28 protein-coding genes and 1 other annotated feature are annotated in these 23,482 nt (G+C 69.5%); of the genes, 12 read left to right on the top strand and 16 right to left on the bottom strand.

All coding sequences use genetic code 11. The features are described 5' to 3' along the window. Nucleotides 1-63: 63 nt before the first annotated feature. Both CXR44_RS37275 and CXR44_RS37270 read right to left on the bottom strand, forming a co-directional pair. Nucleotides 64-933 carry a hypothetical protein gene (locus CXR44_RS37275; RefSeq protein WP_101790856.1) on the bottom strand — a complete coding sequence of 290 codons (870 nt, stop codon included), beginning with the start codon at nucleotides 931-933 and terminating at the stop codon, nucleotides 64-66. A 174-nt stretch (nucleotides 934-1,107) separates the two neighbouring features. Further along, nucleotides 1,108-2,357 (bottom strand): IS3 family transposase gene (locus CXR44_RS37270; protein WP_425437463.1). Its coding sequence is split into 2 segments (ribosomal slippage): nucleotides 1,108-2,048 and nucleotides 2,048-2,357, totalling 1,251 coding nucleotides; the frame shifts between segments, so codons are not numbered across the junction. Next, nucleotides 1,942-2,055 (bottom strand) — a sequence feature (AL1L pseudoknot). (Overlaps the previous gene by 114 nt.) Nucleotides 2,358-2,805: 448 nt before the next feature. Here CXR44_RS37270 and CXR44_RS37265 point away from each other — a divergent pair. The 4 genes from CXR44_RS37265 to CXR44_RS37250 all read left to right on the top strand — a co-directional run bounded on the left by CXR44_RS37265 (nucleotide 2,806) and on the right by CXR44_RS37250 (nucleotide 5,500). Beyond that, nucleotides 2,806-3,969, top strand: coding sequence for a coiled-coil domain-containing protein (locus CXR44_RS37265; protein ID WP_245899902.1), 1,164 nt, complete (start codon nucleotides 2,806-2,808; stop codon nucleotides 3,967-3,969). 353 nt (nucleotides 3,970-4,322) lie between these two features. Next, a complete protein-coding gene (locus CXR44_RS37260; protein ID WP_101790854.1) occupies nucleotides 4,323-4,796 on the top strand; it encodes a hypothetical protein in 474 nt (157 codons plus the stop codon). After that, nucleotides 4,796-5,113, top strand: a complete 318-nt coding sequence (locus CXR44_RS37255; RefSeq protein ID WP_101790853.1) for a winged helix-turn-helix domain-containing protein — start codon at nucleotides 4,796-4,798, stop codon at nucleotides 5,111-5,113. Before CXR44_RS37260 ends, CXR44_RS37255 begins: the two co-directional genes overlap by 1 nt. Nucleotides 5,114-5,170: 57 nt before the next feature. Beyond that, entirely contained in the window at nucleotides 5,171-5,500 is a 330-nt protein-coding gene (locus CXR44_RS37250) for a thioredoxin domain-containing protein (RefSeq protein ID WP_144070224.1), read from the top strand. Here CXR44_RS37250 and CXR44_RS37245 read toward each other — a convergent pair. From CXR44_RS37245 to CXR44_RS37230, 5 genes are all read right to left on the bottom strand, one after another. Further along, nucleotides 5,487-6,659: a low temperature requirement protein A gene (locus tag CXR44_RS37245; protein WP_101790851.1), complete on the bottom strand. Its 1,173-nt coding sequence runs from the start codon at nucleotides 6,657-6,659 to the stop codon at nucleotides 5,487-5,489. The two genes, CXR44_RS37250 and CXR44_RS37245, sit on opposite strands and share 14 nt — an antisense overlap. Nucleotides 6,660-6,683: 24 nt before the next feature. Continuing rightward, nucleotides 6,684-7,445, bottom strand: coding sequence for a globin domain-containing protein (locus tag CXR44_RS37240; RefSeq protein ID WP_101790850.1), 762 nt, complete (start codon nucleotides 7,443-7,445; stop codon nucleotides 6,684-6,686). A 131-nt stretch (nucleotides 7,446-7,576) separates the two neighbouring features. Beyond that, complete coding sequence (locus CXR44_RS39895) at nucleotides 7,577-7,714, bottom strand: hypothetical protein (protein WP_180903886.1); 138 nt, start codon at nucleotides 7,712-7,714, stop codon at nucleotides 7,577-7,579. Further along, the gene (locus tag CXR44_RS37235) at nucleotides 7,711-8,733 is read right to left on the bottom strand and encodes an aldo/keto reductase (protein WP_101790849.1); all 1,023 of its coding nucleotides are present in this window, start codon (nucleotides 8,731-8,733) and stop codon (nucleotides 7,711-7,713) included. Before CXR44_RS37235 ends, CXR44_RS39895 begins: the two co-directional genes overlap by 4 nt. Nucleotides 8,734-8,735: 2 nt before the next feature. Further along, a complete protein-coding gene (locus tag CXR44_RS37230) occupies nucleotides 8,736-9,347 on the bottom strand; it encodes an NADPH-dependent FMN reductase (protein WP_101790848.1) in 612 nt (203 codons plus the stop codon). A 105-nt stretch (nucleotides 9,348-9,452) separates the two neighbouring features. Here CXR44_RS37230 and CXR44_RS37225 point away from each other — a divergent pair, with 105 nt between their 5' ends. Then, nucleotides 9,453-10,118, top strand: a complete 666-nt coding sequence (locus CXR44_RS37225) for a TetR/AcrR family transcriptional regulator (protein WP_101790847.1) — start codon at nucleotides 9,453-9,455, stop codon at nucleotides 10,116-10,118. A 38-nt stretch (nucleotides 10,119-10,156) separates the two neighbouring features. Here the strand turns inward: CXR44_RS37225 and CXR44_RS37220 are convergent, their stop codons facing one another. Both CXR44_RS37220 and CXR44_RS37215 read right to left on the bottom strand, forming a co-directional pair. After that, on the bottom strand, nucleotides 10,157-10,348 hold the full coding sequence (locus CXR44_RS37220) for a hypothetical protein (RefSeq protein WP_144070223.1): 192 nt from the start codon (nucleotides 10,346-10,348) through the stop codon (nucleotides 10,157-10,159). Nucleotides 10,349-10,432: 84 nt separating this feature from the next. After that, a complete protein-coding gene (locus CXR44_RS37215) occupies nucleotides 10,433-11,002 on the bottom strand; it encodes a TetR/AcrR family transcriptional regulator (RefSeq protein WP_101790845.1) in 570 nt (189 codons plus the stop codon). A 90-nt stretch (nucleotides 11,003-11,092) separates the two neighbouring features. Here CXR44_RS37215 and CXR44_RS37210 point away from each other — a divergent pair, with 90 nt between their 5' ends. Then, on the top strand, nucleotides 11,093-12,496 hold the full coding sequence (locus tag CXR44_RS37210; protein WP_219602236.1) for an MFS transporter: 1,404 nt from the start codon (nucleotides 11,093-11,095) through the stop codon (nucleotides 12,494-12,496). 469 nt (nucleotides 12,497-12,965) lie between these two features. Here CXR44_RS37210 and CXR44_RS37200 read toward each other — a convergent pair whose 3' ends face one another. Then, nucleotides 12,966-13,568, bottom strand: coding sequence for a TetR/AcrR family transcriptional regulator (locus CXR44_RS37200; protein ID WP_101790877.1), 603 nt, complete (start codon nucleotides 13,566-13,568; stop codon nucleotides 12,966-12,968). Between the two features lie 75 nt (nucleotides 13,569-13,643). On the opposite strand from CXR44_RS37200, the gene CXR44_RS37195 reads away from it, so the two are divergent. Both CXR44_RS37195 and CXR44_RS37190 read left to right on the top strand, forming a co-directional pair. Then, on the top strand, nucleotides 13,644-14,474 hold the full coding sequence (locus CXR44_RS37195; RefSeq protein WP_101790844.1) for a class I SAM-dependent methyltransferase: 831 nt from the start codon (nucleotides 13,644-13,646) through the stop codon (nucleotides 14,472-14,474). 91 nt (nucleotides 14,475-14,565) lie between these two features. After that, a complete protein-coding gene (locus CXR44_RS37190; protein ID WP_219602235.1) occupies nucleotides 14,566-15,381 on the top strand; it encodes an SDR family oxidoreductase in 816 nt (271 codons plus the stop codon). 99 nt (nucleotides 15,382-15,480) lie between these two features. Here CXR44_RS37190 and CXR44_RS37185 read toward each other — a convergent pair whose 3' ends face one another. The 3 genes from CXR44_RS37185 to CXR44_RS37175 form a co-directional block, all read right to left on the bottom strand. Next, complete coding sequence (locus CXR44_RS37185) at nucleotides 15,481-16,221, bottom strand: hypothetical protein (protein WP_101790843.1); 741 nt, start codon at nucleotides 16,219-16,221, stop codon at nucleotides 15,481-15,483. Nucleotides 16,222-16,373: 152 nt separating this feature from the next. Beyond that, on the bottom strand, nucleotides 16,374-17,132 hold the full coding sequence (locus CXR44_RS37180) for a hypothetical protein (RefSeq protein WP_144070222.1): 759 nt from the start codon (nucleotides 17,130-17,132) through the stop codon (nucleotides 16,374-16,376). Between the two features lie 174 nt (nucleotides 17,133-17,306). Next, complete coding sequence (locus tag CXR44_RS37175; protein WP_245899900.1) at nucleotides 17,307-17,981, bottom strand: GbsR/MarR family transcriptional regulator; 675 nt, start codon at nucleotides 17,979-17,981, stop codon at nucleotides 17,307-17,309. 182 nt (nucleotides 17,982-18,163) lie between these two features. Between CXR44_RS37175 and CXR44_RS37170 the strand changes: the two genes are divergently transcribed. From CXR44_RS37170 to CXR44_RS37155, 4 genes are all read left to right on the top strand, one after another. Beyond that, nucleotides 18,164-19,393: a serine hydrolase domain-containing protein gene (locus tag CXR44_RS37170; protein WP_101790841.1), complete on the top strand. Its 1,230-nt coding sequence runs from the start codon at nucleotides 18,164-18,166 to the stop codon at nucleotides 19,391-19,393. Between the two features lie 157 nt (nucleotides 19,394-19,550). After that, entirely contained in the window at nucleotides 19,551-19,877 is a 327-nt protein-coding gene (locus CXR44_RS37165) for a PadR family transcriptional regulator (RefSeq protein WP_101790840.1), read from the top strand. Beyond that, nucleotides 19,874-20,230, top strand: a complete 357-nt coding sequence (locus CXR44_RS37160; RefSeq protein ID WP_101790839.1) for a DUF1048 domain-containing protein — start codon at nucleotides 19,874-19,876, stop codon at nucleotides 20,228-20,230. Before CXR44_RS37165 ends, CXR44_RS37160 begins: the two co-directional genes overlap by 4 nt. 1 nt (nucleotide 20,231) lies before the next feature. Continuing rightward, a complete protein-coding gene (locus tag CXR44_RS37155; RefSeq protein ID WP_101790838.1) occupies nucleotides 20,232-20,558 on the top strand; it encodes a DUF1048 domain-containing protein in 327 nt (108 codons plus the stop codon). 219 nt (nucleotides 20,559-20,777) lie between these two features. On the opposite strand, the gene CXR44_RS37150 is transcribed toward CXR44_RS37155, so the two are convergent. The 3 genes from CXR44_RS37150 to CXR44_RS37140 all read right to left on the bottom strand — a co-directional run bounded on the left by CXR44_RS37150 (nucleotide 20,778) and on the right by CXR44_RS37140 (nucleotide 23,452). Then, complete coding sequence (locus CXR44_RS37150) at nucleotides 20,778-21,500, bottom strand: 2-keto-4-pentenoate hydratase (RefSeq protein WP_245899898.1); 723 nt, start codon at nucleotides 21,498-21,500, stop codon at nucleotides 20,778-20,780. Between the two features lie 75 nt (nucleotides 21,501-21,575). Then, nucleotides 21,576-22,580: a 4-hydroxy-2-oxovalerate aldolase gene (gene dmpG, locus CXR44_RS37145; protein ID WP_101790836.1), complete on the bottom strand. Its 1,005-nt coding sequence runs from the start codon at nucleotides 22,578-22,580 to the stop codon at nucleotides 21,576-21,578. Then, on the bottom strand, nucleotides 22,577-23,452 hold the full coding sequence (locus tag CXR44_RS37140; protein ID WP_101790835.1) for an acetaldehyde dehydrogenase (acetylating): 876 nt from the start codon (nucleotides 23,450-23,452) through the stop codon (nucleotides 22,577-22,579). Before CXR44_RS37140 ends, dmpG begins: the two co-directional genes overlap by 4 nt. Between the last annotated feature and the right edge of the window lie 30 nt (nucleotides 23,453-23,482).

The following is a 23,482-nucleotide window of genomic DNA, read 5'->3' as shown; positions in this document are numbered from 1 at the left end:
CAACACCCTTCGCCCTTCCCGCACTTCACACCACAGCGACTTAGGACTTACTCGTCTAGACCGTCACTCTGGTCCCTCGGCCGCGGTAGCCGCCTGCTCAATGTCGTCCAGCAGCGCACGCAGCTCGGCCACGACCGCGCGAGCCTGCTCAGGATGCGTGCGCGCGTAGGTCAGGAAGGCCGGGCGTTTGACCGTTCTGGTGAGCACGGCGCGCAAGCGTTCCGTTTCGGCGGTGAATGCCTCACCTGGATCTGTAGGCGCTCCAGGCTTGGCCTCACCGGTGAGATAGGCACGTATCTGCGCAGCTGCTTGGACGGGGTCAAACTGCTCACTGTTTGCGATGACGCCAGCAGCACCCTTTAGCAGGGCCGCCGTCACCTTCACGCCGTCTGCCTCGAGGACGGTCCGGTAGACCGTAACGGCCGCATCCTGGCCGTGACGCTCGGCTACCGGGAGGAGCTCTCGGACCTGTCCCTCATTGATCGTGGCGAGACCAATTGGTCTCAGTTGCTCGGCGAGAGGCCAGGCCGCGATGAGTCGGTCCGCTTGGCGACGGGACATGTCCCATCGGTCGGTGCAGTACTCCTCAAAGGAGGGATAGTCCGCTCTGTAGAGTCGAGCGTCCCTGATGGTCTGCAGGGCTTTACCGGCCGCCCACCAGGCCAGGCGTAGGCCATCCAAAGCGGCCTCGCATGTGGCTAGGTCCGCCCGTTCTTGCTCGCTCAGCTCGCCGGCGGCCTCGTTCGAGTACGGAGCCGGAACTGTGTCGGGGTTGGGCAGAGACGTTGCGGTGGCAGCTGTCGACGCTGTCTGGACAACCAGCTCCTGGGGATGGGGTTCTTCAACTGACTCAGTAACCCAGGGTGGGGAGACGTCGCCCAGTTCCTCGCGGCGAGCGATGAGATCGTCGAATCCCTTGCGCTTCTTGCTCATGAGATCTTCCTTGGCCGCCGTCATCCGCGGGCCCCTGCGAGGCGGCCGATGTTAAGCAGAAGTTCGGTGTGCACCGCCGCGACATCCTCACGGATCTTCGGCGCGTACCTCTCGTTCCACCGGGTGATGGGCACGCCAGCCTTGTGAACTGCGCCGGGTTTCGTGGAGACTCGGCTACTTGGTTTCTGCCGCGGTCGCTGCGGCTTGTTGGTGACGGTAGTGGATCGCTTCGTACTCTGCGGGTGGGATGTCGCCGCAGGCGGTGTGCAGCCGGCGATGGTTGTACCAGTCGAGGTACTCCAGCGTGGCCAGCTCGACATCGTCCAGGCCTTTCCACGGCCCGTAGCGGCGGATCAGCTCCGCCTTGGACAACCCGTTGAACGACTCAGCCAGGGCGTTGTCGTAGGAATCGCCGCGGCTGCCGACGGAGGCGACCGCGCCGGCGTCGGACAGGCGCTCGGTGTAGCGAATCGATAGATATTGCACTCCGCGGTCGGAGTGATGAACCAGCTCCGACAGGTCGGCGCCGGCGTCGTGGCCGCGACGCCAGATGGCCATCTCCAAGGCGTCCAACGCCAGGTCGGTGCGGAGATGGGTGGCGGTCTGCCGGCCCACGACCATCCGAGAGTAGACGTCGATGACGAACGCCGCGTACACCCACCCCGACCAGGTACGGATATAGGTGAGGTCGGCGACCCACAGCCGGTTCGGCGCCGCAGCGTGGAAGTCGCGCCGGACCAGATCCGCCGGCCGCTCGGCCTGGTCGCCGGTGATAGTAGTGCGCCAGGCTGTGCCGCGGACCAGTCCGGCGATGCCCGGCTCGCCCATCAGCCGCTGGATGGTGCACCTGGCGACAAGCAGGCCCTCGCGGCGGAGTTGGTGGTAGATCTTGCGGGCGCCGTAACAGGAGTAGTTGTCCTGGTAGATACGGCTGATCTCCTTCTTGAGGTGCTCATCGCGCACCGCCCGCGCCGATGGTGGACGGTTACGGGCCGCGTAGTACGTCGATGTCGCGACCTGCAGGACCCGGCAGATCGGCGCGACGCCGAAGCGGTCGCGGTGGGCGTCGATGAAGGCATTCATCTCGGCGGTCGAGGGTCGAGTTCTCTGGCGAAAAAAGCCGACGCCGCCTTCAGGATCTCGTTGGCCCGGCGCAGCTCGCGGACCTCACGCTCCAACTCGGCGATCCGCTTGGCCTCATCGGTGCTGGTACCGGGCCGCTGACCGCTGTCGACCTCTGCCTGCCTGACCCAGTTGCGCAGCGATTCGGATCCAATGCCGAGCTGACGGGCGACGCGGGTGATCACGCCGAACGACTCCCCGGACTGCTGGATGGCCTCCTGCACCATCCGCACTGCCCGTTCCTTCAGCTCCGGTGGATAACGACGCTGGGCGGGGTGTGGGGAACTGGATCGACCTGACATGGACTCCATCCTTTCCAACCGATGAAGCCTCCATCAATCCCAGCGCAGTTCAGTATGCCCTGAGCTGGGGGAACGGGATTCTCGACACGTTTCCAGCCTGCAGATCCCTTGCTGACATGAAGTGGCATTACCTCAGGACCACCGTGGCAATCCGCAGGCGATCCCCGCACAGAGCGGCAATCCTGGCCGGCGTAGGTGCGGAAACTTGCGGGAATTCAGCCTTCTCGCAAGTTGAGCGAGGTGGCGGGCGGTGCAACAGACCGTGTTTTCTGATTTTGATTTTCTGGAAAATCAGAAATGGTATCCTCGAGGTGTGACGGAAGAGACGGTTGTGGTGACGCCGTGTAAGCACTGTGGGGCGCCGATCGAGCAGCGGCGGGGGAGGGGGCGGCCGAAGGCGTACTGCCCCGAAGGGGACTGTCAGGCGGCGGCGAAGCGGGAGCGGGAGATGCGCCGCGCGACCCCGGGGCTGGAAGGGGCGCTCGCCAGAGCTGAGCAACTGTACGAGCGGATGGAGACCGGCCTCGCCGCCGCCATCGAGCCGCTCGCTCGTGCGCTGGCCGAGGAGCTGAGTCCGGCCGGGGTGGAGGCCAAGCTGAGCGCGGTTCAGGCGGAGGCGCACACCCGCGTGGCGATCGCGCGTACCGAGCGGGAACAGGCTTTCGAGCAGGTACGGCTGGCGCGCGAGGCCGCCGAGCACGCGCGCAGGGAGGCCGCTGAGATGCGGCTGCGGGTCGACGAGGCGCAGGCGGAGCGGGACGACGCGTTGAGCGACGCCGAACGGGCGCGCGAGCAGGCGCTGGCCGCGCTGCGCGAGGCCGCGAGCACCGAGCGGCAGGCGCTGCAGAACGCCGAGGAGGCAGCCCGGCGGGCCAAGCTGGCCGAACGCCGCGCGGACGACGCGGCACGGCGGGCCGAACAGGCGGAGGCGGCGAGGAACCAGGCGGCTCGGGAGCTCGCCGAGCGGGTGGAAGAGGCCGAGGCGCAGGTCCGGGAGGCGCAGGAGCGGGCCACGCAGGCCGCCGAGGAGGCCGAGCGGGCGCGTGGCGAGAGCGAGCGAGCGCGTGAGGAGGTGGCTGGAGCCGTACGCGCCCTGCAGGAGGCCGAGCGCGATGTGGCGGCCGCGCAGGCCAGGGCGGAGGCGGCCGCCCAGGAACGTGACCGGGCGGTCGCCCGTGCCGAGAGCGCGGCCCGTACGGCGGCGGAGGCCGAACGGGACCGCGCGGTGGCGCTCAACGAGGCCGAGCAGGCCCGCGAGAACGCGGCCGAGCAGGTTCGGCTGGCACGTGAGGTCGCCGAGGCGGAGGTGGCGCAGGCCAGGCAGGAGCAGGAGAGGACGGCCCACGAGCTGGCTGCGCTGCTCGAGCGGCTCTCGGCCCTTGAGCGGCAGGCCGCCGAGGCCGGCTCACGTGAGGCCGCGCAGGCGGCCGAGGCCGTGGCCGCCGAACGAGCACGGGCTGACGCGTTGGCCGGCGAGTGTGACGAGCTGCGGCTGGAGTTGCGGCTGGAGCGGGCGCGTCTTGATGACGTACGGGCTCAGCTCGACGCCGCGCGGGCCGAGGCGGCCGGGCTGCGGGAGCGGGCGGTGGCGGCGGAGCTGCGGTCGCGTTGACCGCGCGTCGTGGGAGCACAGGCGGTTCTTCTTCCTTGGCGACGTGGGTCGAGCGCTGGTGCTGACGCGGTGGAGGCGCATCACCGCCTGGGGCTCGCTCTCCGGTTGACCACCGTTCGGTCCGGGAGGGTCCCGCCTGGGGGGCATGCGGAAGCGGGCGGGTGGCCGGGTCGGCGCAGGGGGGCGGCCAGGTCGCAGGGAGAGTGGTTGATGTGGGTCAGAGGCGATGCCGCCACCGCGCCCGGTCGTCCGCGTGCAACGCCGTCACCGGTCCAGCGTCGACCACTTTCCTGTAAGGAAAACAGATGGTACTTTCCTCGCAGGAAAGTAGTAGTCGACTCCGGGGGATGCCCATGAACCAGCACGACGCCCAGGCTTCGCTCGACGACATCCACCGCCTCCAGGACAGGACCCGGGAGCAGATCGTCCGCCAGAGCTTCGCGACCCCGCGCGTGGTCATCTCCGCGCTCGGCATCTTCGTCGCCCTCGCGGCCATCGACCTCCCTCGCCCCTGGTACTTCGTCGGCCCGGCGATCGGGTGGGCTCTGTACGCGGGTGTGGGGATCGTCTACGAGCACCGCGCCTCGGTCCGCCGGAGGGTCACCCGCCAGGAGACCCTGTTCCACCTCGGGCTGGTGGCCTGCATCATGGTGGCCTTCGGCATCGGGCGGATCGCCGCCTTCGCGCTGTTCGACCTGCCGGCTCAGGGGCTGCTGTCACAGGCCGCCGCAGGCGCGATCGTGGCGGCCGTGGTGTACGTCGCGGCCATGCCCGTGAACCGCTCCATCATGAAGTCGATCGTCCAGCAGGGCGGCGGGGCCGCCTGATGGATCCACTCTTCGACGAGTTCCTGCACGTCCCGGCGCGTCTGTCGGTCGTGGCGCTGCTGGCGCCGGCCGAGTGGGTGGACTTCGGCTTTCTCAGAGACTCGGTCGGCACCAGCGACTCGGCGCTGTCCAAGCAGGTCTCCGCACTGGCCGCCGCCGGATACGTCACCGTCCGCAAGGACCAGGACAAGCGGGCGCGACGGACGTACGTGCAGCTCACCCCGCAGGGACGGCTGGCCTTCCAGCGGCATGCGGCGGCCCTGGAGCGGATCGTCGCCCTCGCCCGCGAATCCGCCGGCCAGCCCGCCGCCGACTAGAAGTGTCCTGAGGATGTTGGGTGCGGGGTCCGCCTCCGGGTCAGCCGTTCGGTGTCGGTGACAGTGCACTCAGCGGAACGACTGCGGCTGCCGTACGCCATGCTCGCCGACACCGGCTTCCGGCTGGCCGAGACCCTGGGGCTGCCGACCTTCCAGGCCGGTGGCAAGCGCTTCTTCCGGCGCCGCACGCTCATCATCCGGGAGGGAAGGAGCGAGCACGTCTTCTATCCGATCTTCCCGCCGAACGAGCACCCCGGCACCCGCTGGAGACCGCCCCGCCCGTCCGGGTCAGGACGCGCGGTGGGACCGGAGGGAATCTCTGCCCCGGCCGGCCTGCGGAAAGCCGGGGCAGGCCGGTCGGGGCAGAGCGTGTTCAGCCGGGCATGACCGCTCCGCGGGCCGGTGGGCGGCGGTCCTGGAGAGCGACGGCGCCGACGACGACCGCGGCCATGATCGCCAGGGCGAGAGGCGGCAGGAGTGAGGGGACGAGGAGAGCGGCCAGCCCGGTCGCGGCAAGGACGGCGATGGCGGTGAACTTGCCTGTCGGCAGGTCGCCGAAGACGGCTCGATGGAAGGCCGCATGCCCGGCCAGGAACAGGATCGGCCCGCCCAGGACGGTGAGCACGGTGCCCGCCGTGGTGGCGGCGAGCGGGTGGGCGATGGCCAGCTCGTCGCCGACGGCGGTGACGATGATGCCGGCCACGATGGGGATGTGGCCGTAGGTGTAGGCCGAACGGCCCAGCCGTCCCGGGTCGGCCGAGGCGGCGATCTTCTCGGCGGCGGCCTCGGCGGTTCTGTCGAAGTACACCCACCACATGGCCATGCTGGTGAGGAAGGCCACGGCGAACGCGGCCACGGTGGCCGCCGAGAGGTGATCGCCGTCGGCCAGCGTCAGTCCGATGATCAGGATGGATTCGCCGAGGGCGAGGATCACGAAGAGCTGGCAGCGCTCGGCCATGTGGGCGCCGTCGATGGTCCACTGGGCGGTGCTGGAGCGGCGCAGGAACGGCAGCCGGTAGCCGTGCCAGGGCGCGGCGTACTCTGCGGCCAGCGCCGCCACCCAGAGTGCCACCTGGACGGTGCCGCCGGCCAGCGCGCCGCCGATCCACAGCAGCGCGGCGACCGTGTGCCAGATGAGGATGAGCCGGAACAGGTGCCCGTTCGGGGTGTTGCGCGCCGCGATCGCGACCACCGCCGAGCGCCCCACCTGGAGGGCGACGTAGGCTGCGGCGAACCACAGGGCGCGGGCGCCGAACGCCTGCGGCACGGCTGCTGCCATGGCCAATCCGGCCAGCATCATGCCCGCCAGTGTCAGCCGCATGGCGGGATGGTCGGGATCGCAGTAGTTGGTGGTCCAGGTGGCGTACATCCAGGCCCACCAGACCGCCAGTGTCAGCAGCAGCGTCTGCGCCGCTCCGGCCGGCCCGAGGTGGCCCAGGAGCAGGTGGGACAGCTGGGTGATGGCGAAGACGTAGACGAGGTCGAAGAAGAGCTCGATGGGCACGACCTTGGCGTCGTGTTCGCGCGCTCGGAGGATGCCGGCCATGGCCGTCCTTTCTGACGAGGAGTCTCAGCCCTGGTACGGCGGGGCGACGCCCCAGCCCCAGTGCGGCACCGGGGCCTGCTCCACGGGGGTGGCGCCTGGCTGGGAGTTGGCCAGGGCCAGGCGGGTGCCCCATTCGATGTAGCCCATGAACGCGGCGCGGAACTCCGGGTCGTCCGGCAGGCCGACCGCGTCGGCGGCGTCGGCCAGGAGGTTCACCCAGCGGCGGCGCTGGGCTTCGGTGATGGCTCTGTTGCGGTGCATGCCGAGCATGTGCGGGTAGCCGCCGCGCTCGCCGGTGTAGCGCGCCGGGCCGCCGAAGACCTCCGCCAGCCACATGGCCACGTAGCGAGGGTGGGCCGGGTCCATGTGTGCGAACAGCGGCCCGATCAGTTCGTCGGCCTTGACCGTTTCGTAGAACCGCTCGGTGAGCCGTTCCAGGGCCTCGGTCCCGCCCATCCACGTGTACAGGGTGGGGACCGAGCCGCCGTCGCCGCGCACCCCGGTCGGCTCGTAGTGGCGCATCTCCTCGATCATCCCGACATAGGGCTTGATCTCTGCCAGGAACCCGGGGAAGAGCTCCCCGCCTCTGAACCCCTCCAGGTGGTCCTCGGTCGAGGTCCAGGTGATCCGCAGGATGTGACAGGCGGGCTCGTCCACGCAGCGGCTGAGCTCATAGTTCACGCACTGCGGCGCACCGGCCAGAAAGCGGGACGCCCTGCGATAGGCCTCCTCGAATTCCGCCGAGCGTTCGCCGGGGATGCGGTAGCGGATGTACTCGACGATCATTGGATCCCGCCCTTGGCTGATATCGATCTCGCGTAGGAACATATCAGGCGATCTGTAATCATGTAATCAGCTTTGTCGCATCTGGGCATCGTGACCAGACAACGCCCGCCTCGATGAGCGGCGGCCTGGCGTCACATGGCGGCGAGGCCGGCTCCCAGCACGAGGCCGGTACCGATGGTGGCCAGCGGGCCGAGGAGCCACGGGGCGGTGATGGCGGGCGGCACGGTGAGCCAGGCGTTGACGGCCGCGGGCATGCGTTCCCCGCTCATGGCAGGGGTCTTCCATCGAGCCTGGCCGAGGCCTCGCCGAACACCGCCTGGCCGGCCTGGGAGAGGAAGTCGCCGGGAAAGCCGAGGGTGAAGCCGGTGGCCGCCTCCAGGCGTCGTACGGCCTGTTCGGGCAGGGTGAGGTCCAGGGCGCCGAGGGTGTCCTGGAGTTGCGCCGCGCTCCTGGCGCCCAGGATCGGATGCACGGCGCGGGATCGCGCCCGGGTCCAGGCGACGGCCACCTGGGCGGAGGTGGCGCCGATCTCGTCTGCGACCTCCCGCACCGCCTGGGCGACGGCGTGCTCGCGGGCTCCGAGAGAGCGCGGGCTGACCCGCGTGCTCTCTCGCGGCCCGTTCGCGGAGGTGAACGTGCCCGACAGGACGCCGTGGGCAAGCGGTCCCCAGGCGGCGACGGTCAGGCCGAGGGTCTCGGCCATGGGCAGCAGTTCGCGTTCGATGTCGCGGTTGAGCAGGCTGTAAGGAGCCTGCAGGGCCGCGAACGGGGTCCAGCCGCGCCAGTCGGCCAGGGTGTTGGCCTGCGCGACCACCCAGGCCGGGGCGTCGGACATGCCGATGTAGAGGATCTTCCCGGCGCGCACGGCGTCGTCCAGCGCCCGCATGGTCTCCTCGATCGGGGTGTGCCGGTCCCACAGATTGACCCAGTACAGGTCGAGCCAGTCGGTACGCAGCCGGCGCAGGCTGGCTTCCAGGGACAGGATGAGGTTCTTGCGGTGGCTGCCCGCGGCGTTGGGATCACTGCCGTCGCGCGAGACGGTGTACTTGCTGGCCAGGACGAACCGGTCGCGGCGACCGGTCAGCAGTTCGCCGAGGATGGTCTCGCTCCGCCCGCCCGAGTAGAAGTCGGCGGTGTCGATGAGGTTGCCGCCGGCCTCGCCGTACAGGTCCAGGATGCGACGAGCCTCCTGGGGCGAGGCACCGATCTCTTCGTCACCGAAGGTCATCGCGCCGAGGAAGACCTCGGAGACCCGCAATCCGGTACGGCCCAGCAGCCGGTAGCGCATGCTCATGCGCCCACCGCCTGACCGGCTTGCTGACGCAGCGGCCTCAGTGCCCGGGACCAGGCGATGACCTCGTCCAGCAACTCGTTCAGGGTCGGCTCCTGGTGCGGGCCGGGCGCGATGGTGCCGGGCTCGGCCGGATCGGTGATCTCGAAATCGGTGAAGGCCGACAGCGCGACCTGGGTGCGCACGTTCGCGACCTGTAGTTCGGTCATGACCTGCCGCAGATGTTCAACGGCGCGTACGCCGCCATGGACGCCGTGGCTGACGAACCCGGCGACCTTGTTGTTCCACTCGGCGAACAGGAAGTCGATGGCGTTCTTCAACGCCGCCGGGGCCGAGTGGTTGTACTCGGGGGTGACGAACACGAACCCGTCGAAGGAGGCGATGGTCTCGGCCCACCGGTGGGTGTGCGGGTGGTGGTAGTCGCCGAACAGGGCGGGCAGCGGCTCATCCAGTACGGACAGGCCGTATTCGGCCAGGTCGACGACCTCGAAGGCGGCCTCTTCCGCGATGACGGCCGGGTGGCGGGCGGCGACTTCGCCGACCCAGCGGGCCGCTACCGCGGTCCTGCGTCGAGGGCGGGTGCTGCCGATGACAATGGCGATCTTGATCATGCGTGTACTCCTCGCGACGGTGCCGCCGGGGTGCGGCACGAGGTAAAGTACAACGTGCATGGCAAAAAGTACAACGTTCATTGCATTTCTGTCGGAGGACCTGGGATGACCAAGGAAGACGGCACAACGCCCCGGCCGCGCCGAGGGCTGACCGGCAAGCGGCAGGCGATCCTGGACGGCGCCCTCACGGTGTTCGCCCGCGACGGTTACACCCGCGCCAGCATCGACGCGATCTCGGCCGAGGCGGGGGTGTCCACCCGGACCATCTACAACCACTTCGCCGACAAGGCCGAACTGTTCCTCGCCGTGATCCAGGAAAGCGCCAGACAGGCCGCCGACGCCCAAATCGCGATCATCGACCGCCACCTGCACAAGGTCACCGACGTGGAGGCCGACCTCATCGAGTTCGGCCGGGACTGGGTGACACCGAGGCCCGACAGCGCCGCCCACTTCTCCCTGGTCAGGCAGATCAACGCCGAAGCGGGCCACATCCCCCAGGAGGCGGTCGACGCCTGGCAGGAGACCGGGCCACGGCGGGTCCGCCGCGAGCTGGCCGGCCATCTGCAGCGGCTGGCGAAGCAAGGGGTGCTCCGCATCGACGACCCCGACCGTGCGGCGCTCCACCTGCTCCTGCTGGTCTCGGCGGGGTTGCCGACGGTTCACGCCAGCCTGTCCGCCGACATGATCGACGAGACGGTCACCGCGGGCGTCCACACCTTCCTGCACGGCCACCTGCGTTTCGTCGGCACCCAGGACACGAGTGACGCCTGACGCGGAGTGGCGCGAAGACGCCTTCCATCGCGGTGGCCCTACTGATCGGCGGGGAGATGGCTGACGGCGTCTTCGAGGTCGCTGTTCGCCGGTCGGCGCGTTGATCGGGCGCAAAGTGCCGAGGCCACGTTCAGGCCTAGTCCGTTGCGGCTGGCCGGCGACAGTTCGGCGAGCCCGGCCAGGAACGCGCGCACCGGCGTCGCGGTCAGCTCGGCGATGACCGGATCCATGCGGTGCGCCTCCGTCATCCGCCAGGTTGCGCTCGCCGACGACGGTCGACGGGCACCGGCTGTTCCGAAGCGCGAAGGACTGGATCAGGCGAGCAACCGATCGACCAATCCGTCGAGGTAGTCAGGGGTGAGCGGGCCCGCGCCGAACAGGACGCGCATGTAGATCGGCGCCACGAGATGGTCCAGCACCTCCAGTACGTCAGGCGGGTCCTCGCCGCGGCGGCGGGCGCGGTCGAGCATGGCCTGCAACTGCCTGGTGCGGTCGGCCAGGAGCTCGTCGCGCGCCTGAAGGCCCTGCTGACCCTCGCCTGACAGCGCGAGGGTCAGCCGCACCAGCGCCAGGCCGTCGGGTCCGGTGACCTCGCGGGCCACGTTGGCGGCGTGGGTCCGCAGGTCGCCGGCCAGGCTGCCGGTGTCAGGCATCGGCGACCGCGCGTTGAGCCGGGTCAGTAGCACATCGCCGAGCAGGGCCTGGAGGTTGCCCCACCGGCGGTAGAGGCTGGTGTCGGCCACGCCCGCGCGGGCCGCGATGTCGCCGACTGTGAAGTTTCCGTAGCCGCGCTCCCTCACCAGGTCGGTAACGGCCTGGTGCACTGCCGCGCGGACCCGGGCGCTGCGCCCGCCGGGCCGCCTGGCCCGCCCCTGCTCATCCATGCCCCTCACCTTAAAGCAGTTGTGGCTTGCGTTAGAGCCTCCACGGGTCTACGTTAACGCAGTCGTGAACTGCTTTTAGGAGGGAAGTTCGTGAAAGCGTTGCTCGCTCTGACCTGCGCAGGTCAGTTCATGGTGCTGCTCGACAACACGATCGTCGGTGCCGCCCTGCCGGACATGCAGCAGCGGCTCCACACCGGGCTGACCGGCCTGCAGTGGATCGTCGACGCCTACGTGCTGCTGGTGGCCATGCTGTTGCTGTCGGGCGGCGTCTTCGCCGACCGGTTCGGCCGCAGGCGGGTGTTCCTGGCCGGGGTGGTGGTGTTCACGGCCGCGTCGGTGGTGTGTTCGCTCGCGCCCTCGATCGGCTGGTTGATCGCCGGACGGGTACTGCAGGGCGTCGGAGCCGCGGCGCTGAGCCCCGCCTCACTGGCGCTGCTCACCGCCGCGTGTCCCGCCCCGAGAGAGCGCGTCAGAGCGATCGGGTTGTGGGCCGGGTTCAGCGGCACTGGCCTGGCCGTCGGACCGCTGGTGGGCGGGATCCTGGTGGAGTCCTTCGGCTGGCCCGCCATCTTCCTGGTCAACGTGCCCATCGGGGTCGTCCTGCTGCTGGCCGGGCTGCGCGTGCTGGGGGAGTCCCGCAACCCGAGCGCGCCGCCGATCGACGTCCCCGGCACGGTCCTGTCCGCCACGGGCGTGGGCGCTGTGACCTTCGGCCTTATCGAGGGCGGTTCCCGAGGCTGGACCTCGCCGGTGATCCTGGGTAGCTTCGCCGCCGGGCTGGCGCTCCTGGCCGCGTTCGTCGTGGTCGAGGGTCGTGCATCGACGCCCATGCTGCCGCTGCGACTGTTTCGTCAGCGGCTGTTCGCGGTGTCCAACACGGCGATGGTCGTGGTCGGGTTCGCGCTGATGGGGGCGTCGTTCTTCTTCTCCCAGTTCTTCGTCTACGTCCAGGGCGCTTCGATCCTGGTCGCTGGGCTGCAGACCCTGCCCGTCTCACTGGCCATGGTGATCGTCAGCCCGTACGCGGGCCGCTTGGCGGCCAGGTACGGCTTCCGTGTCGTCGTCAGCACGGGCTTGGCGCTGGCCGGGCTGGGGCTGCTGGCGCTGGGCTTCGTCCACGCCGATACCGGCTACGGGAACGTGTGGTGGCGGCTTACGGTCGTCGGCATCGGGTTCGCTCTGACCATGTCGCCGCTGACCGGAGCCGCCATCCAGGCGGTCAGCCCCCAGGAGGGCGGCCTGGCCTCAGGCGTCAGCAGCACCACCCGGCAGATCGGCGCGGTGCTCGGCGTGGCGGTGCTCGGGGCGATCGTCCACACGCGGGAGTCCGGCGGCGCCTCCTTCGGATCCGGCCTCAACAGCGCCTTCCTCGCAGCGGGTGCCGTGACGCTGGTCTGCGCCGTGTTCACCGGCCTGTGGCTGACCGCGGCCGGACGCCGAGGGGCGCCCGCGCCGAACAGCCAGGAGGCCAAGCAGGCAGCGAGCGGCCGCTGACAGCTCCTCCCCGTCTTGAGCCGCTTGGCGTAGGCCTGCTGAGAACCCACGTCGCGCTCCGCCACCGTCCCCGTGCAGCACCACGTCGGGCGCGAGCATGGCGAGCAGGGCGTCCATGTCGCCGCCCGCGGCAGCCTCGAACGAAGAAGACGCACAGCGCCGCGCCCACTCGGGTCGTAGAGCCCTGCCACGGGCCGGACAGCAGCTGCAGCTGGATGTCGGCCCGGCGCAGCTCCCCGCATCAAGCACCGGGACGGTACAGAATCCGCACCGGTACCGGCCGCAGCCGATCATCTACGTGGGGCGATCCCAGAATCGCTGACCTGGGGCGAGCTACCTGGCTGCCCGAGATCTCCACACCGGTGGCACGCAGGCCGCGACGGGGTGGGCCGGGTTCTGCCTTGTGGGGGCCTCCACGCCAGGTGCTCGATCTCGTGATCGGGGGACCCCGGGTTGCGTGGAGGGGCGGTCACAGCAGCCGTCTTTGCACGACGTCGGCGATGACCGTGGTCACGACCTTGTCGATGGCTTCCATCTCCGGTGGGGCGCCTTCCTGGCCGGCGAACAGCAGGTGCCCGGCCCCGATCAGGGAGAGTGCGAGCGCCTCGACGTCGGCGTCCGCCGCGATGCGGCCCATGTCGCGCTCGTCGCGGAGGTAGGAGGCGATCATGGCCGCGGCTTCCGTCAGGACCGGAATGCCCTGAGTCGGCCTGGTTCGACGCAGTCGGGTGCGCAGTTCGTCCCGGAAGATGACGAGACTGACGATCGCCACCGCGACCGAGTCGAACAGGTCTGTCAGCGCTCCGGTGAGGTTGCCGGCGACGCTGCCCGTCCCGGCGGATGCGCGCAGCGCGGCGGCCTGGTCGTCGACCCGGGCGATGCGGTCTCGCACGAGCTCGACGAGGAAGTCGTCGAAGTCGGCGAAGTGCCGGTGCAGGACCCCCTTGGCGACGCCTGCCTCGGCGGTGACGGCGCGGCTGGTCAGCGCGTGGGCCCCGTCGCGGAGCAGGACGCGCTCGGCTGCGTCGAACAGTTGCTGGCGCGCGTCGCGAATGTGCACCCCGGTCGGCACCACAGGCCCCTTCTTACGCTTACCGCAAACGGCTGCCCGATTGCTGAGTGGGCACATGCCCACTATGGTGGGCACATGCCCATTCTATCGCAGGAACAGCCACATCCCTCTGAGAACGAGCCCCACAAGGCCCGGCAGATGGCCGAGTCGTTCGGAGTGGACGCCGAGCGCTACGACCGGACCCGGCCCCGCTATCCCGACGCCCTGGTGGAACGGATCGTCGCAGCCAGTCCTGGTCCGCACGTCCTCGACGTCGGCTGCGGCACCGGCATCGAGGCCAGGCAGTTCCAGGCTGCCGGCTGCACGGTGCTGGGCGTCGATCCGGATGCGCGGATGGCCGAGTTCGCGCGGCGCACCGGGGTCGAGGTCGAGGTGACGACGTTCGAGGCATGGGATCCGGCCGGCCGGTCGTTCGACGCGGTCGTCGCGGGACAGGCCTGGCACTGGGTGGACCCGGTCGCGGGCGTGGTCAAGGCGGCCCGGGTGCTGCGGCCCGGTGGCCTGCTGGCGGTGTTCGCGCATGCCTTCGCCCCTCCTGCCGCTGTCGCGGAAGCCTTCGCCACGGCCTACCGGCGGGTGGTGCCCGACTCGCCGTTCAACGGTCAGCCGCCGAAGCAGGCCCTGGACGTCTACCAAGCGATGTTCACCACGTTCGCCGACGGAATCAGAGAGGCGGACAGCGGGTTCAGCGACCCGGAGCAGTGGCGGTTCGACTGGGAGCAGCGCTACACCCGCGATGAATGGCTGGATCTCCTGCCCACGACCGGTGGCCTCACCCGGCTTCCGGCGGACAAGCTGGCCGAGGTGCTGGCAGGCGTCGGGACTGCCATCGACGCGCTCGGGGGCGGCTTCACGATGTCCTACACCACGATGGCGGTCACCGCGTCCCGAACCGGAGCCACGTGAGGCCTTCGAGGAGGCTGACAGCGGTAGGAAGTAGATCTCCGATCGCTTCTGCCGGGTGGTGACGTCCACCCGGATCAGCGATCATCTCTGAGTGATCGTCGAAGAGAACGCAGGTGCCCAGCGAGGTCCTCTGGACGGCCGTGTCGCGGTGGTGACCGGCGTGAGCCGGCGGGCCGGGATCGGGTTCGCCGTGGCACGGGAGCTGTTGACGGCCGGGGCGAAGGTGCTGGTGCAGTCATGGACACCTCATGATGCCGATCAGGCATGGGGCAGCGATCCGGCAGGCATGTCCGGTGTGCTGGATGCCTTGGGCGGGCTGGGCGACCGGCTGGCGCACGTGCAGGCGGACTTCGCCGATCCACTGCAGCCGGCGCGGGTGATCGAGGAGGCTGGCGAGCGGTTCGGGCACGTTGACGTGCTGGTCGCCAACCATGCCCGCAGCTCGGCACAGTCACTGGAGCAACTGACTGCGACCGAGCTCGACCTGTCCTGGGCGGTGAACGCTCGCGGCAGCGTCCTCCTCACCCAGGCGTTCGCCGCTCAGCATGATGATCGCCGACCCGGTGGCCGGGTGATCCTGTTCACGTCCGGCCAGCATCTGGCCCCGATGCCTCTGGAGTTGCCGTATGCCATCAGCAAGGGCGCGATCCACCAGATGACCGCCAGCCTCTCCGACGCGCTCGTCGATCGCGGCATCACCGTCAACACCGTCAATCCCGGCCCCGTCGACACCGGGTGGGCCAGGCCTGAACTGGCCCGGCAGGTCGGCAACGCGTTGCCTGCCGGACGGTGGGGGCGGCCGGAGGAGGTCGCTCGCCTGGTCCGCTGGCTCGCCTCGGACGAGGCGGCATGGATCACCGGCCAGGTGATCAACTCCGAGGGCGGGTTCCGGCGCTGGGTCAAGTGACAGCACTGACCGGAGAGGCGTCTGTTGTGCACCTTGACCTGCGGGAGAGCGCGCTTATGCCTTCAGGCCGGCCGTCCCGGGGTTACGGGCTCACGGTTTTCAGCCGCCGGAGGGCAGGCGGGCGAGTGTGCGGATGAGGGCGGCACGGCCGGTCCGCAGGGCGGCGGCCGGGTCGGTTTCGGCCGACCCCTGCCAACGGAGGTAGACCACGGTCGTGCCGCGGCGCACGCCCACGGCGACGTGTGCCACGAAGCGGAGGGCGGCGCCCCTGGACCGGTGCGGCGGGTCGAGGCGCCGCACGGCGAAGGTTTTGATCTCGCCCGTCCACGGGCCCTGGGCGAAGGGCTCAAGGCGGGGGCCGCTGCTGTAGGACTGCTCGTCCTCGTCGGAGCGGCATGAGCCGTTCCAGCCGAGCGGCCCGGTGCGGGCCCGTTCGGCGCTCTGCTCGTCAGGCAGGAACAGCACGTCCTCGCGGACCGATACCTCACCGATCAGGCGGCGGCTGACGGCGGGCGCGCCGCCGTACGAACTGGCCTCGAGCAGGGGTTCTCCGCAGACCCACTCATGCGCGCGGGGATCCTCCCCTCGAGCTGTCCATGGCGTCATGCCCTTGCCGTACGCCGACGGCGGGGGCAGGGCGGCGGCCATCGAGGCCGCCGGCGCAGCGTCGGACAGTTCGGGGCCGGCCGGTGCGGGGCCGGCGGTGGCGCCGCCCACGGCGGCCAGGACGGACCTCGCCGCCGTGGCACCTCGGTGCAGCGGCGGCCGACCCAGCACACCACCCGCCTCGAACTCCCACTCCCACGACACCTCCGCCAGCAGCGCGCCACGCGCGGCCACGATCGTTGCTCTCGCACCCGAGGATCGTGCGCTGCCGGCCACGCCACCGCCGGCACGTGTGCCACCGTGCCCGTCTCGCCATCGGCCGCGACCCCTGAGACTGGAGTTTCTCCACAGTACGGCTGAGCCTTGCCTAGGCGGCCAGTCAGCCGTCAGCTGGTGAAACGTCCCTCACGGGTGTACTTGCAGGCCCCGCTGAGGCAGTTGGGGTTGGACCCCCAGCCGTCGTCGTAGGAGACCTTGCGGTGGAGCTTGATCTTGCCCTTGACCTCTTCCGCCTGCAGCCCGGGGCCGACCTTCTCCTCCGCCTGCTTCCACCAGCTGGTGCCGTTCCAGTAGTACAGCCGGTGCCGGGCCCACAGGTAACTCGGCGAGCCCACCGGCAGGCAGTTGAAGATGAAGCTCTCCGCGCGACGCTCCTTGAAACCGCCGAAGTCGAAGGTGGTGTACGACTTGGGAGCCATGCCGGCCTGGGCGTTGTCGTGCCAGAGGTGCCAGCCCCAGTGTTCGGCGGTGCACGAGGCGGAGAGCACCGCGCCGGCCGGGGCGGTCAGGCCGCGTACGGTGACCGGCTCGCTGGTGATCCGCCGCTGGTGCAGCTCGGCGGGGAGGTCGGTGCCGTGGTCGTCGACGAGGCGCTGGGGCACCGGCACGTCGGGCGGGGTGATCTCCAGGTAGGTCTGCAGGTAGCTGTTGCTCCGCTCCCAGGCGATGAGCGGCGCGCGGCCGATGATCCCGAGCTGGGACATCCCCACTTCGTTGGAGGGCTGGCTGTCGGTGAAGCTCACGGTGAGACCGGTCGTGTATTCGATGTGCGCCAGGGGGATCTCCCTGTCGCTCTCCTCGGTCTCGGCCGCGGCCGGGGAGGAGGCGAGCACCATCGTGGCGGCGATAGCTGCGATTGCCCTCATGTCACTCCTTGCGGTTGAGGTTGCCACGCAGAACGTTAGGAACCGATCTTTCAGTGGCCTTAAACATGAGCTCAGCGCACGACGACGTCCTCTGTTCTTGGCGGCCTCGCGGCCGAGGCGCGGCGGCCGTGATGGCGGATGCGCGGGGGCGGCTCGTCAGGTTGCCGGGTCCCGTCACGTCAGGAGGTGGCGCCAGCGGTCGGCCGACTCGATCATGTCCAGGCTGACGTGTTCCAGGAACGCTGCCGTCTTGGCCAGCCGTTCTCCCACGGGACTGTCGAGCCCGCAGGCCTCGGCCACCGCCATCATGGCCCGCACCGTCTCGAGCGTCTGCCGCCTGCTGATCACGACGGACCCGTGCCAGGCGTCGTTGTCGATCACGTAGAGGTCGCGGCGCCGCCGCGGATCGCGCTCGCGCCGGGCATACCCGTGCTGGACCAGGTAGTTCACGGCTACGGAGACGGAGGCCGGGCTGACGTTCAGCCTTTGGGTCAGCTCGGCCGCGGTGCGTCTGCCGTCCTCGGACAGCATCAGGTCGTGGTGCACGCGGGCGGCCGTCCTCGGCATCCCCGCTCCGACCGCCATCTCGATGATTTCGTGTTCCATCGTGGCGACCGGTGGCGTGGCCGCGGGTGGGGGTGCCGGTGTGCCGCGCCTGGCGCGCTGGATCGTCGCCTGGTGGGCCTGCTGAGGCCGGTAGCCGGCGGGGCCGCCGTTGCGGGCGATCTCGCGGGTGATCGTCGAGGTCGGCCGGTCGAGCCGCCTGGCGATCTCGCGGTAGGAGAGTCCGTCGGCGAGCCCGGCGGCGATGCGCTGGCGGTCCTGCTGGGTCAGTCGTCGTCGTGGCATGCCGTCAGTGTTGCCTTAGCGGCCATTCATTGCAACATGGCTGTTGCTTTTCGGGACAGCGTCATTGCGTCAATTTGTGGGCTTTGACCTGGATAGATGCGCATCGGTCGATTGACTCGATCCGGAATGCAACGTAGCTTTCGAGTCGTCCAAAACACGTACTATCGCGAAAAGGAACGACGATGAGTGAATCCCTCCGCCCCGTCAAGATCTTCCGCCCGGCGGCGGTAACGGCTCTGGTGGCCGGGCTGCTGGCCGGGACGGTCGCGCCCGGGGCGGCCGCCGCGGACAGCCGTACGGCCGCACCGAACGCCGCTGCCGGGCAGGATCGCCCCGAGCTGCAGAAGGCCATCCAGGCGTTCGTCGATGCCGGTTTCGCCGGGGTGCAGGTGCGCGTGAACGACGAGCGGGGCGAGTGGGTCGGCAGCGCCGGGGTGCGCAGGCTGGGCAGCCCCGCGAAGCCGCCGACGAACGGGCTGTTCCGGCTGGGCAGCAGCACCAAGCCCTTCACCGCGACGCTGGTGCTGCAGCTGGTGGCCGAGGGCAGGATCAAGCTGGATGCCCCGGTGGCCGACTACCTGCCCCAGGACAGGCTGGACCGGCGGATCACGGCGCGGATGCTGCTGCAGCACACCAGCGGGGTGTACAACTACACCGGCGAGCTCGACCCCGACGGGACGTTCGTGCCGGGACTGATCGCGCCGGGCAGGGATCTGGTGGAGAAGCGACTGCGCAGCTACCGGCAGGAGGATCTGGTGCGGTTCGCGTTCTCCAAGCCGGCGCGGTTCGAGCCGGGGACGGGCTGGGGCTACTCCAACACCAACTACACGCTGGCCCAGCTGCTGATCGAGAAGGTCACCGGCCGCTCCTACGCCGAGGAGATGCGGCGGCGGATCCTGCGGCCGCTCGGCCTCAAGCACACCGTGCCGCCGAGCACCCGGACGGGGATCCCCGGGCCGCACGCCCGCGGCTACTACCGCTACGAGGACGCCGGCCAGTGGAAGGTGGTCGACGTCACCCGGCAGAACCCCACCTACCTGGGCGCCGCAGGCGGCATGATCTCGACTTCCGAGGATCTCCACCGGTTCTTCTCCGCACTGAACAGCGGCAAGCTCCTGCCCGCCAAGCTGCTGACCGAGATGCGCAGGCCGCACCCCAAGAGTGGCGCACTCGGCTACGGCCTGGGGGTGTCCGTGCAGGACCTGGGGCCGAACTGTGGCACCGTTCTCCACCACAACGGCAACGCCCTGGCGGGCTATGCGTCGATCATGTACAGCACGCCCGACGGCAAGAAGACCCTGACCGGCTCGATCACCATGGGGGACGCCGCGATCGAACCGTCGCAGGCGTACGTGAAGCCCCACGAGAAGCTCCTCAAAGAGGTGTTCTGCGGCGGGCAGGGCGCGAGCTGACCGCCACAGACGCCGGCCCGGTGTTCACGCTCCTGGCGCGCGGGGTGAGGGTGAGGTGGTGTAGCCGCGCGCCGAGCGTCCTCCCGCTACTTTGTGGTACTGTATAGCAGTACTCGGTACCACCGAGTACCAAGAGGGGGACGGAAGAGGACTCACGATGGACGACCTGACGGAGATGCTGAAAGGCACGCTCGAGGGCTGCGTGCTCCAGATCATCGGCAGCGAGGAGACCTACGGGTACGCCATCACGCGCCGGCTGAACGAACTCGGCTTCGCCGACGTCGTGGAGGGGACGGTGTACACCATCCTGCTGCGGCTGGAGAAGAACGGGCTCGTCCAGGTGACGAAACGCCCGTCCGGGGTGGGCCCGCCGCGCAAGTTCTACGCGCTCAACGACGCCGGACACGAGGAACTCGCGAGGTTCTGGGCGAAATGGGAGTACGTCTCATCACGCATCGACAAGCTCAAGGAGGGCGGGAGATGAACTTCTGGGAGACCATCACAGGAAGCGATCTCACCAGGGAATGGAAGGCGTTCGAGGCTCGGGCCGCGGCCTTGCCGGCCGACCACCGGGCGGCGTGGGAACAGATCAAAGCCCATCTCTTCTCGTACGGGGACTTCACCGGCCGCAACCTGACGCCGATCGTCGACGGCGCTCTGGGACTGCTCGAGGAGACAGCCGCCGACGGGCAGAGCATTCAGGAGGTGCTGGGTGACGACATCGGCGGCTTCTGCGCGGCGCTGGCCGGCGGAGAAGGCGCCAGAAGCTATCGCGACCGGTGGCGCGAACAGTTGAACAGGAACGTCGCGAGGAAACTGGGCCGGCTGGGAGGCTGACATGGGCATCCAGGACATCATCGAGGGCAAGAAGCAGTGGCGGGCGCACATGGCGCGGGTCAAGGCGCTCCCGCCGGACTACCAGATCGTCTACAAGGAGATGCAGAAGTACTTCTTCAAGGTCGGACCGATCGACGTGATCGACGGGCCCCTGCTCCCCGGCATCGTCGACTTCTTCGAGGAGGGCGTCGCGTCCGGCAAGGGAGTCCTCGAACTCATCGGCAACGACGTCGCCGCCTTCGCCGACGACCTGATCAAGGACTCGCGCACCTACGCGGACGCCTACCAGGAGTCCATCAGCGGCAAACCCGGCACCGCCGAGAAGTGACACCCGTCTCCCCGGCCTTCACCGCTTGATCAGCGCCAGAGTGTGCGCGTGGTCACATGCCGGCCGATGCCCGAACCGGCGAGCTGCCGGGTGAACGCGCCCAGCGGCGACATCGTCGTCGACCGTGCACCCGGCCCGCTGACCGCGAGGACCGCCACGGGCGCCGTCCGGGCCGGAGAGGCACTGCGGACGAAAGTGCTCAGGGGCGGCGTCCCCCTCTCATGGTGCGTCTTCCTCACCCAGCATCGCCGTCACCCTCCCGATTCCGGAGAAGTCCGCCGTGATGCTGTCGCCGGGCGCGAGGGCGATGGCCCTGGTGATGGATCCGGACAGGACGACCTGGCCCGGCCCCAGCGACACTCCGAGCCCACCGACAGCGTTCGCCAGCCAGGCCAAAGCGTTCAGGGGAGTGCCCAAGACCGCCGCTCCCGTGCCGGCTTCTGCGACCGTGCCGTTCCTGAGCAGCACGCAGCTCGTGGACGCCAGGTCGACGTCGGCCGGATCGATCGGCGTGCTTCCGAGGATCACCGCCCCGGTTGACGCATTGTCGGCGATCGTGTCGACGATCGAGATCCTCCAGTCCCTGATCCGGGAGTCGACGATCTCGAGTGCCGGCAGCAGACAGCGCACCGCTCTCCTGGCGTCGTCCACCGTCACGCCGGGTCCCCGCAAGGGGGCGCCGAGGACGAAGGCGATCTCCGGCTCGATCCGCGGCTGGAGGAACGCGCCGGCGGGGATGGGCCGGTGTTCCGAGCGGAACATGCCGGCGGTCAGATGGCCGTAGTCAGGCTCGTGGACGCCCATCTGCCGCTGGATCGCCGCCGAGACCAGGCCGATCTTGTGGCCGCGGACGTGGTCTCCGGCGTCGGCCCAGGCACGTACCTGCTCCTGCTGGATCCGGTAGGCGTCGGCGATGGTCGCGCCGGGGTAGGTCGCGCTCAAGGGAGGAATCGGCGTGCCCGACCGGTAGGCGCCGAGCAGCGCGGCGGCCGCCTCACGAACCTCGGAAGCCCTCACCTACGCCCTCCGCGCCCGGCTCGAAAGCTCCGCCGCGACGTCGATGATCATGTCCTCCTGACCGCCGATGACATCGCGCCGCCCCAGTTCCCCAAGGAGCTCGCGCACGGGCACGCCGTACTTGCCTGCGGCGCGCTTGGCCGGGTGGAAGAAGGTGGAGTAGAGACCGGCGTAGCCGAGCAGGAGCGCTGTCTCGTCGACGATCTGGGGCTCGGTCATCAATGGTGCGATGACGCGTTCGGCGACCTCGATCAGTGCGAAGACGTCAGCTCCAGGGTCGTGACCGGCTCGTTCCAGCGCCGCCGCGAGAACCTCTGTCTGGGCGTTGCCGGCGCTGGCCCCCAGACCTCGCAGTGACCCGTCGATGTAGGTCGCACCGTTCTCGACCGCGGCGAGCGCGTTGCCGATACCCACCCCCAGGTTGTTGTGAGCGTGGAACCCGATGTCGGCATGGACTGCCTCACGCAGCGCGGCGACGCGAGCTCCGGCGGAAGCGGGCACGAGCGCCCCGGCGGAGTCGACAACGTAGATCACCTGCGCGCCGTAGGAGTCGAGTGTGGCGGCCTGCTCGGCGAGTGCCGCAGGTTCCAGCTTGTGGCTCATCATCAGGAAGCTCATCACGCGCATGCCGCGTTCGCGGGCGTGGCGGATCGGCTGCTCGGCGCAGTCTGCTTCGGTGCAGTGCGTGGCGATTCGTACCGTGGACCCCCCCGCCTCGCGGACGGCGTCCAGGGCCGTGAGGGTGGAGATCCCCGGCACGTACAGCACGGCGATGTCCGCTCTGTCCACCGCGGCGACGGCTGCCTGTACGTACTCGGCGTCCGTCGCGGCGGCGAATCCGTACTGAATCGAGGAGGCGCCGATGCCGATGCCGTGGGCGACCTCGATGACCCGGACCCCCGCCCGGTCGAGGCCTGCCGCCACGGCGCCGACCTGTTCCGGGGTGAACTGGTGCGAGACGCTGCTCATGCCGTCACGCAGACTGGTGTCCACAAGGGTGATCATCGAGCGGCTCCCAGGGTCTTCGCCGCGATCCGTTCGGCGACGGCGACCGCGGCGGCGGTGATAATGTCGAGATTGCCCGCGTACGCGGGAAGGAAGTCACCGGCGCCCTGCACCTGCACCATGACGGTCACCAGGTCGCCATCGACTTCCACGAGTCGCAGCCGGTATCCGGGCACGTAGCGCCGAACCTTCTCCACCATCTCTCGCACGGCGTGCTCGATCCGGCCGGCGTCATTGCGGCGGACCTTCGCGTACACGGTGTCGCGCATGACCATGGGCGGCTCGGCTGGATTGATCAGTGAGAACGCCTTGGCCTCGTCCACCCCCGCGACCGAGACCAGGGCTTGTGCGGTCTTCTCGCTGAACTCGCTGAGGTTCGACCGGGTGCCCGGACCGGCACTGGCACTCGCGATGGTCGCGACGATCTCGCCGTAGGAGACGTCGGCAACCTGGTCGATTGCGTACAGCAGGGGGATGGTGGCCTGTCCCGCGCAACTGACCATGTTGAGGTTGGGTGCCTGCAGATGGTCGTCGAGGTTGACGGCGGGCACGACCCAGGGGCCGACCGACGCGGGAGTCAGGTCGATGGCGATGATCCCCGCAGCCGCGTAGCGCGGCGCGGCCGCGGCGTGCACCGTCGCCGAGGTCGCCTCGAAGATCAGTGAGGGCAGGTCCGACCGCCCGAGCAGCCAGTCAACGCCCTCCGCGGACACCTCGACGCCGAGGTCCTCGGCCCGCCGCAGCCCCTCGCTGCCAGGATCGATGCCGATCATGAACTGCGGATCGATGAGCTCGGACCGGCGTAGCTTGTAGAGCAGATCCGTTCCGATGTTGCCTGAACCGACGATCGCCGCCGGGACTTTCGCGGGCATGCGCGCCCTCCTTGTTGCCGAAAGATGGCG

This window comes from Nonomuraea indica (genome assembly GCF_002850745.1).
Lineage (GTDB): Bacteria > Actinomycetota > Actinomycetes > Streptosporangiales > Streptosporangiaceae > Nonomuraea > Nonomuraea indica.
This window is presented reverse-complemented; position numbering and strand designations above follow the sequence as displayed.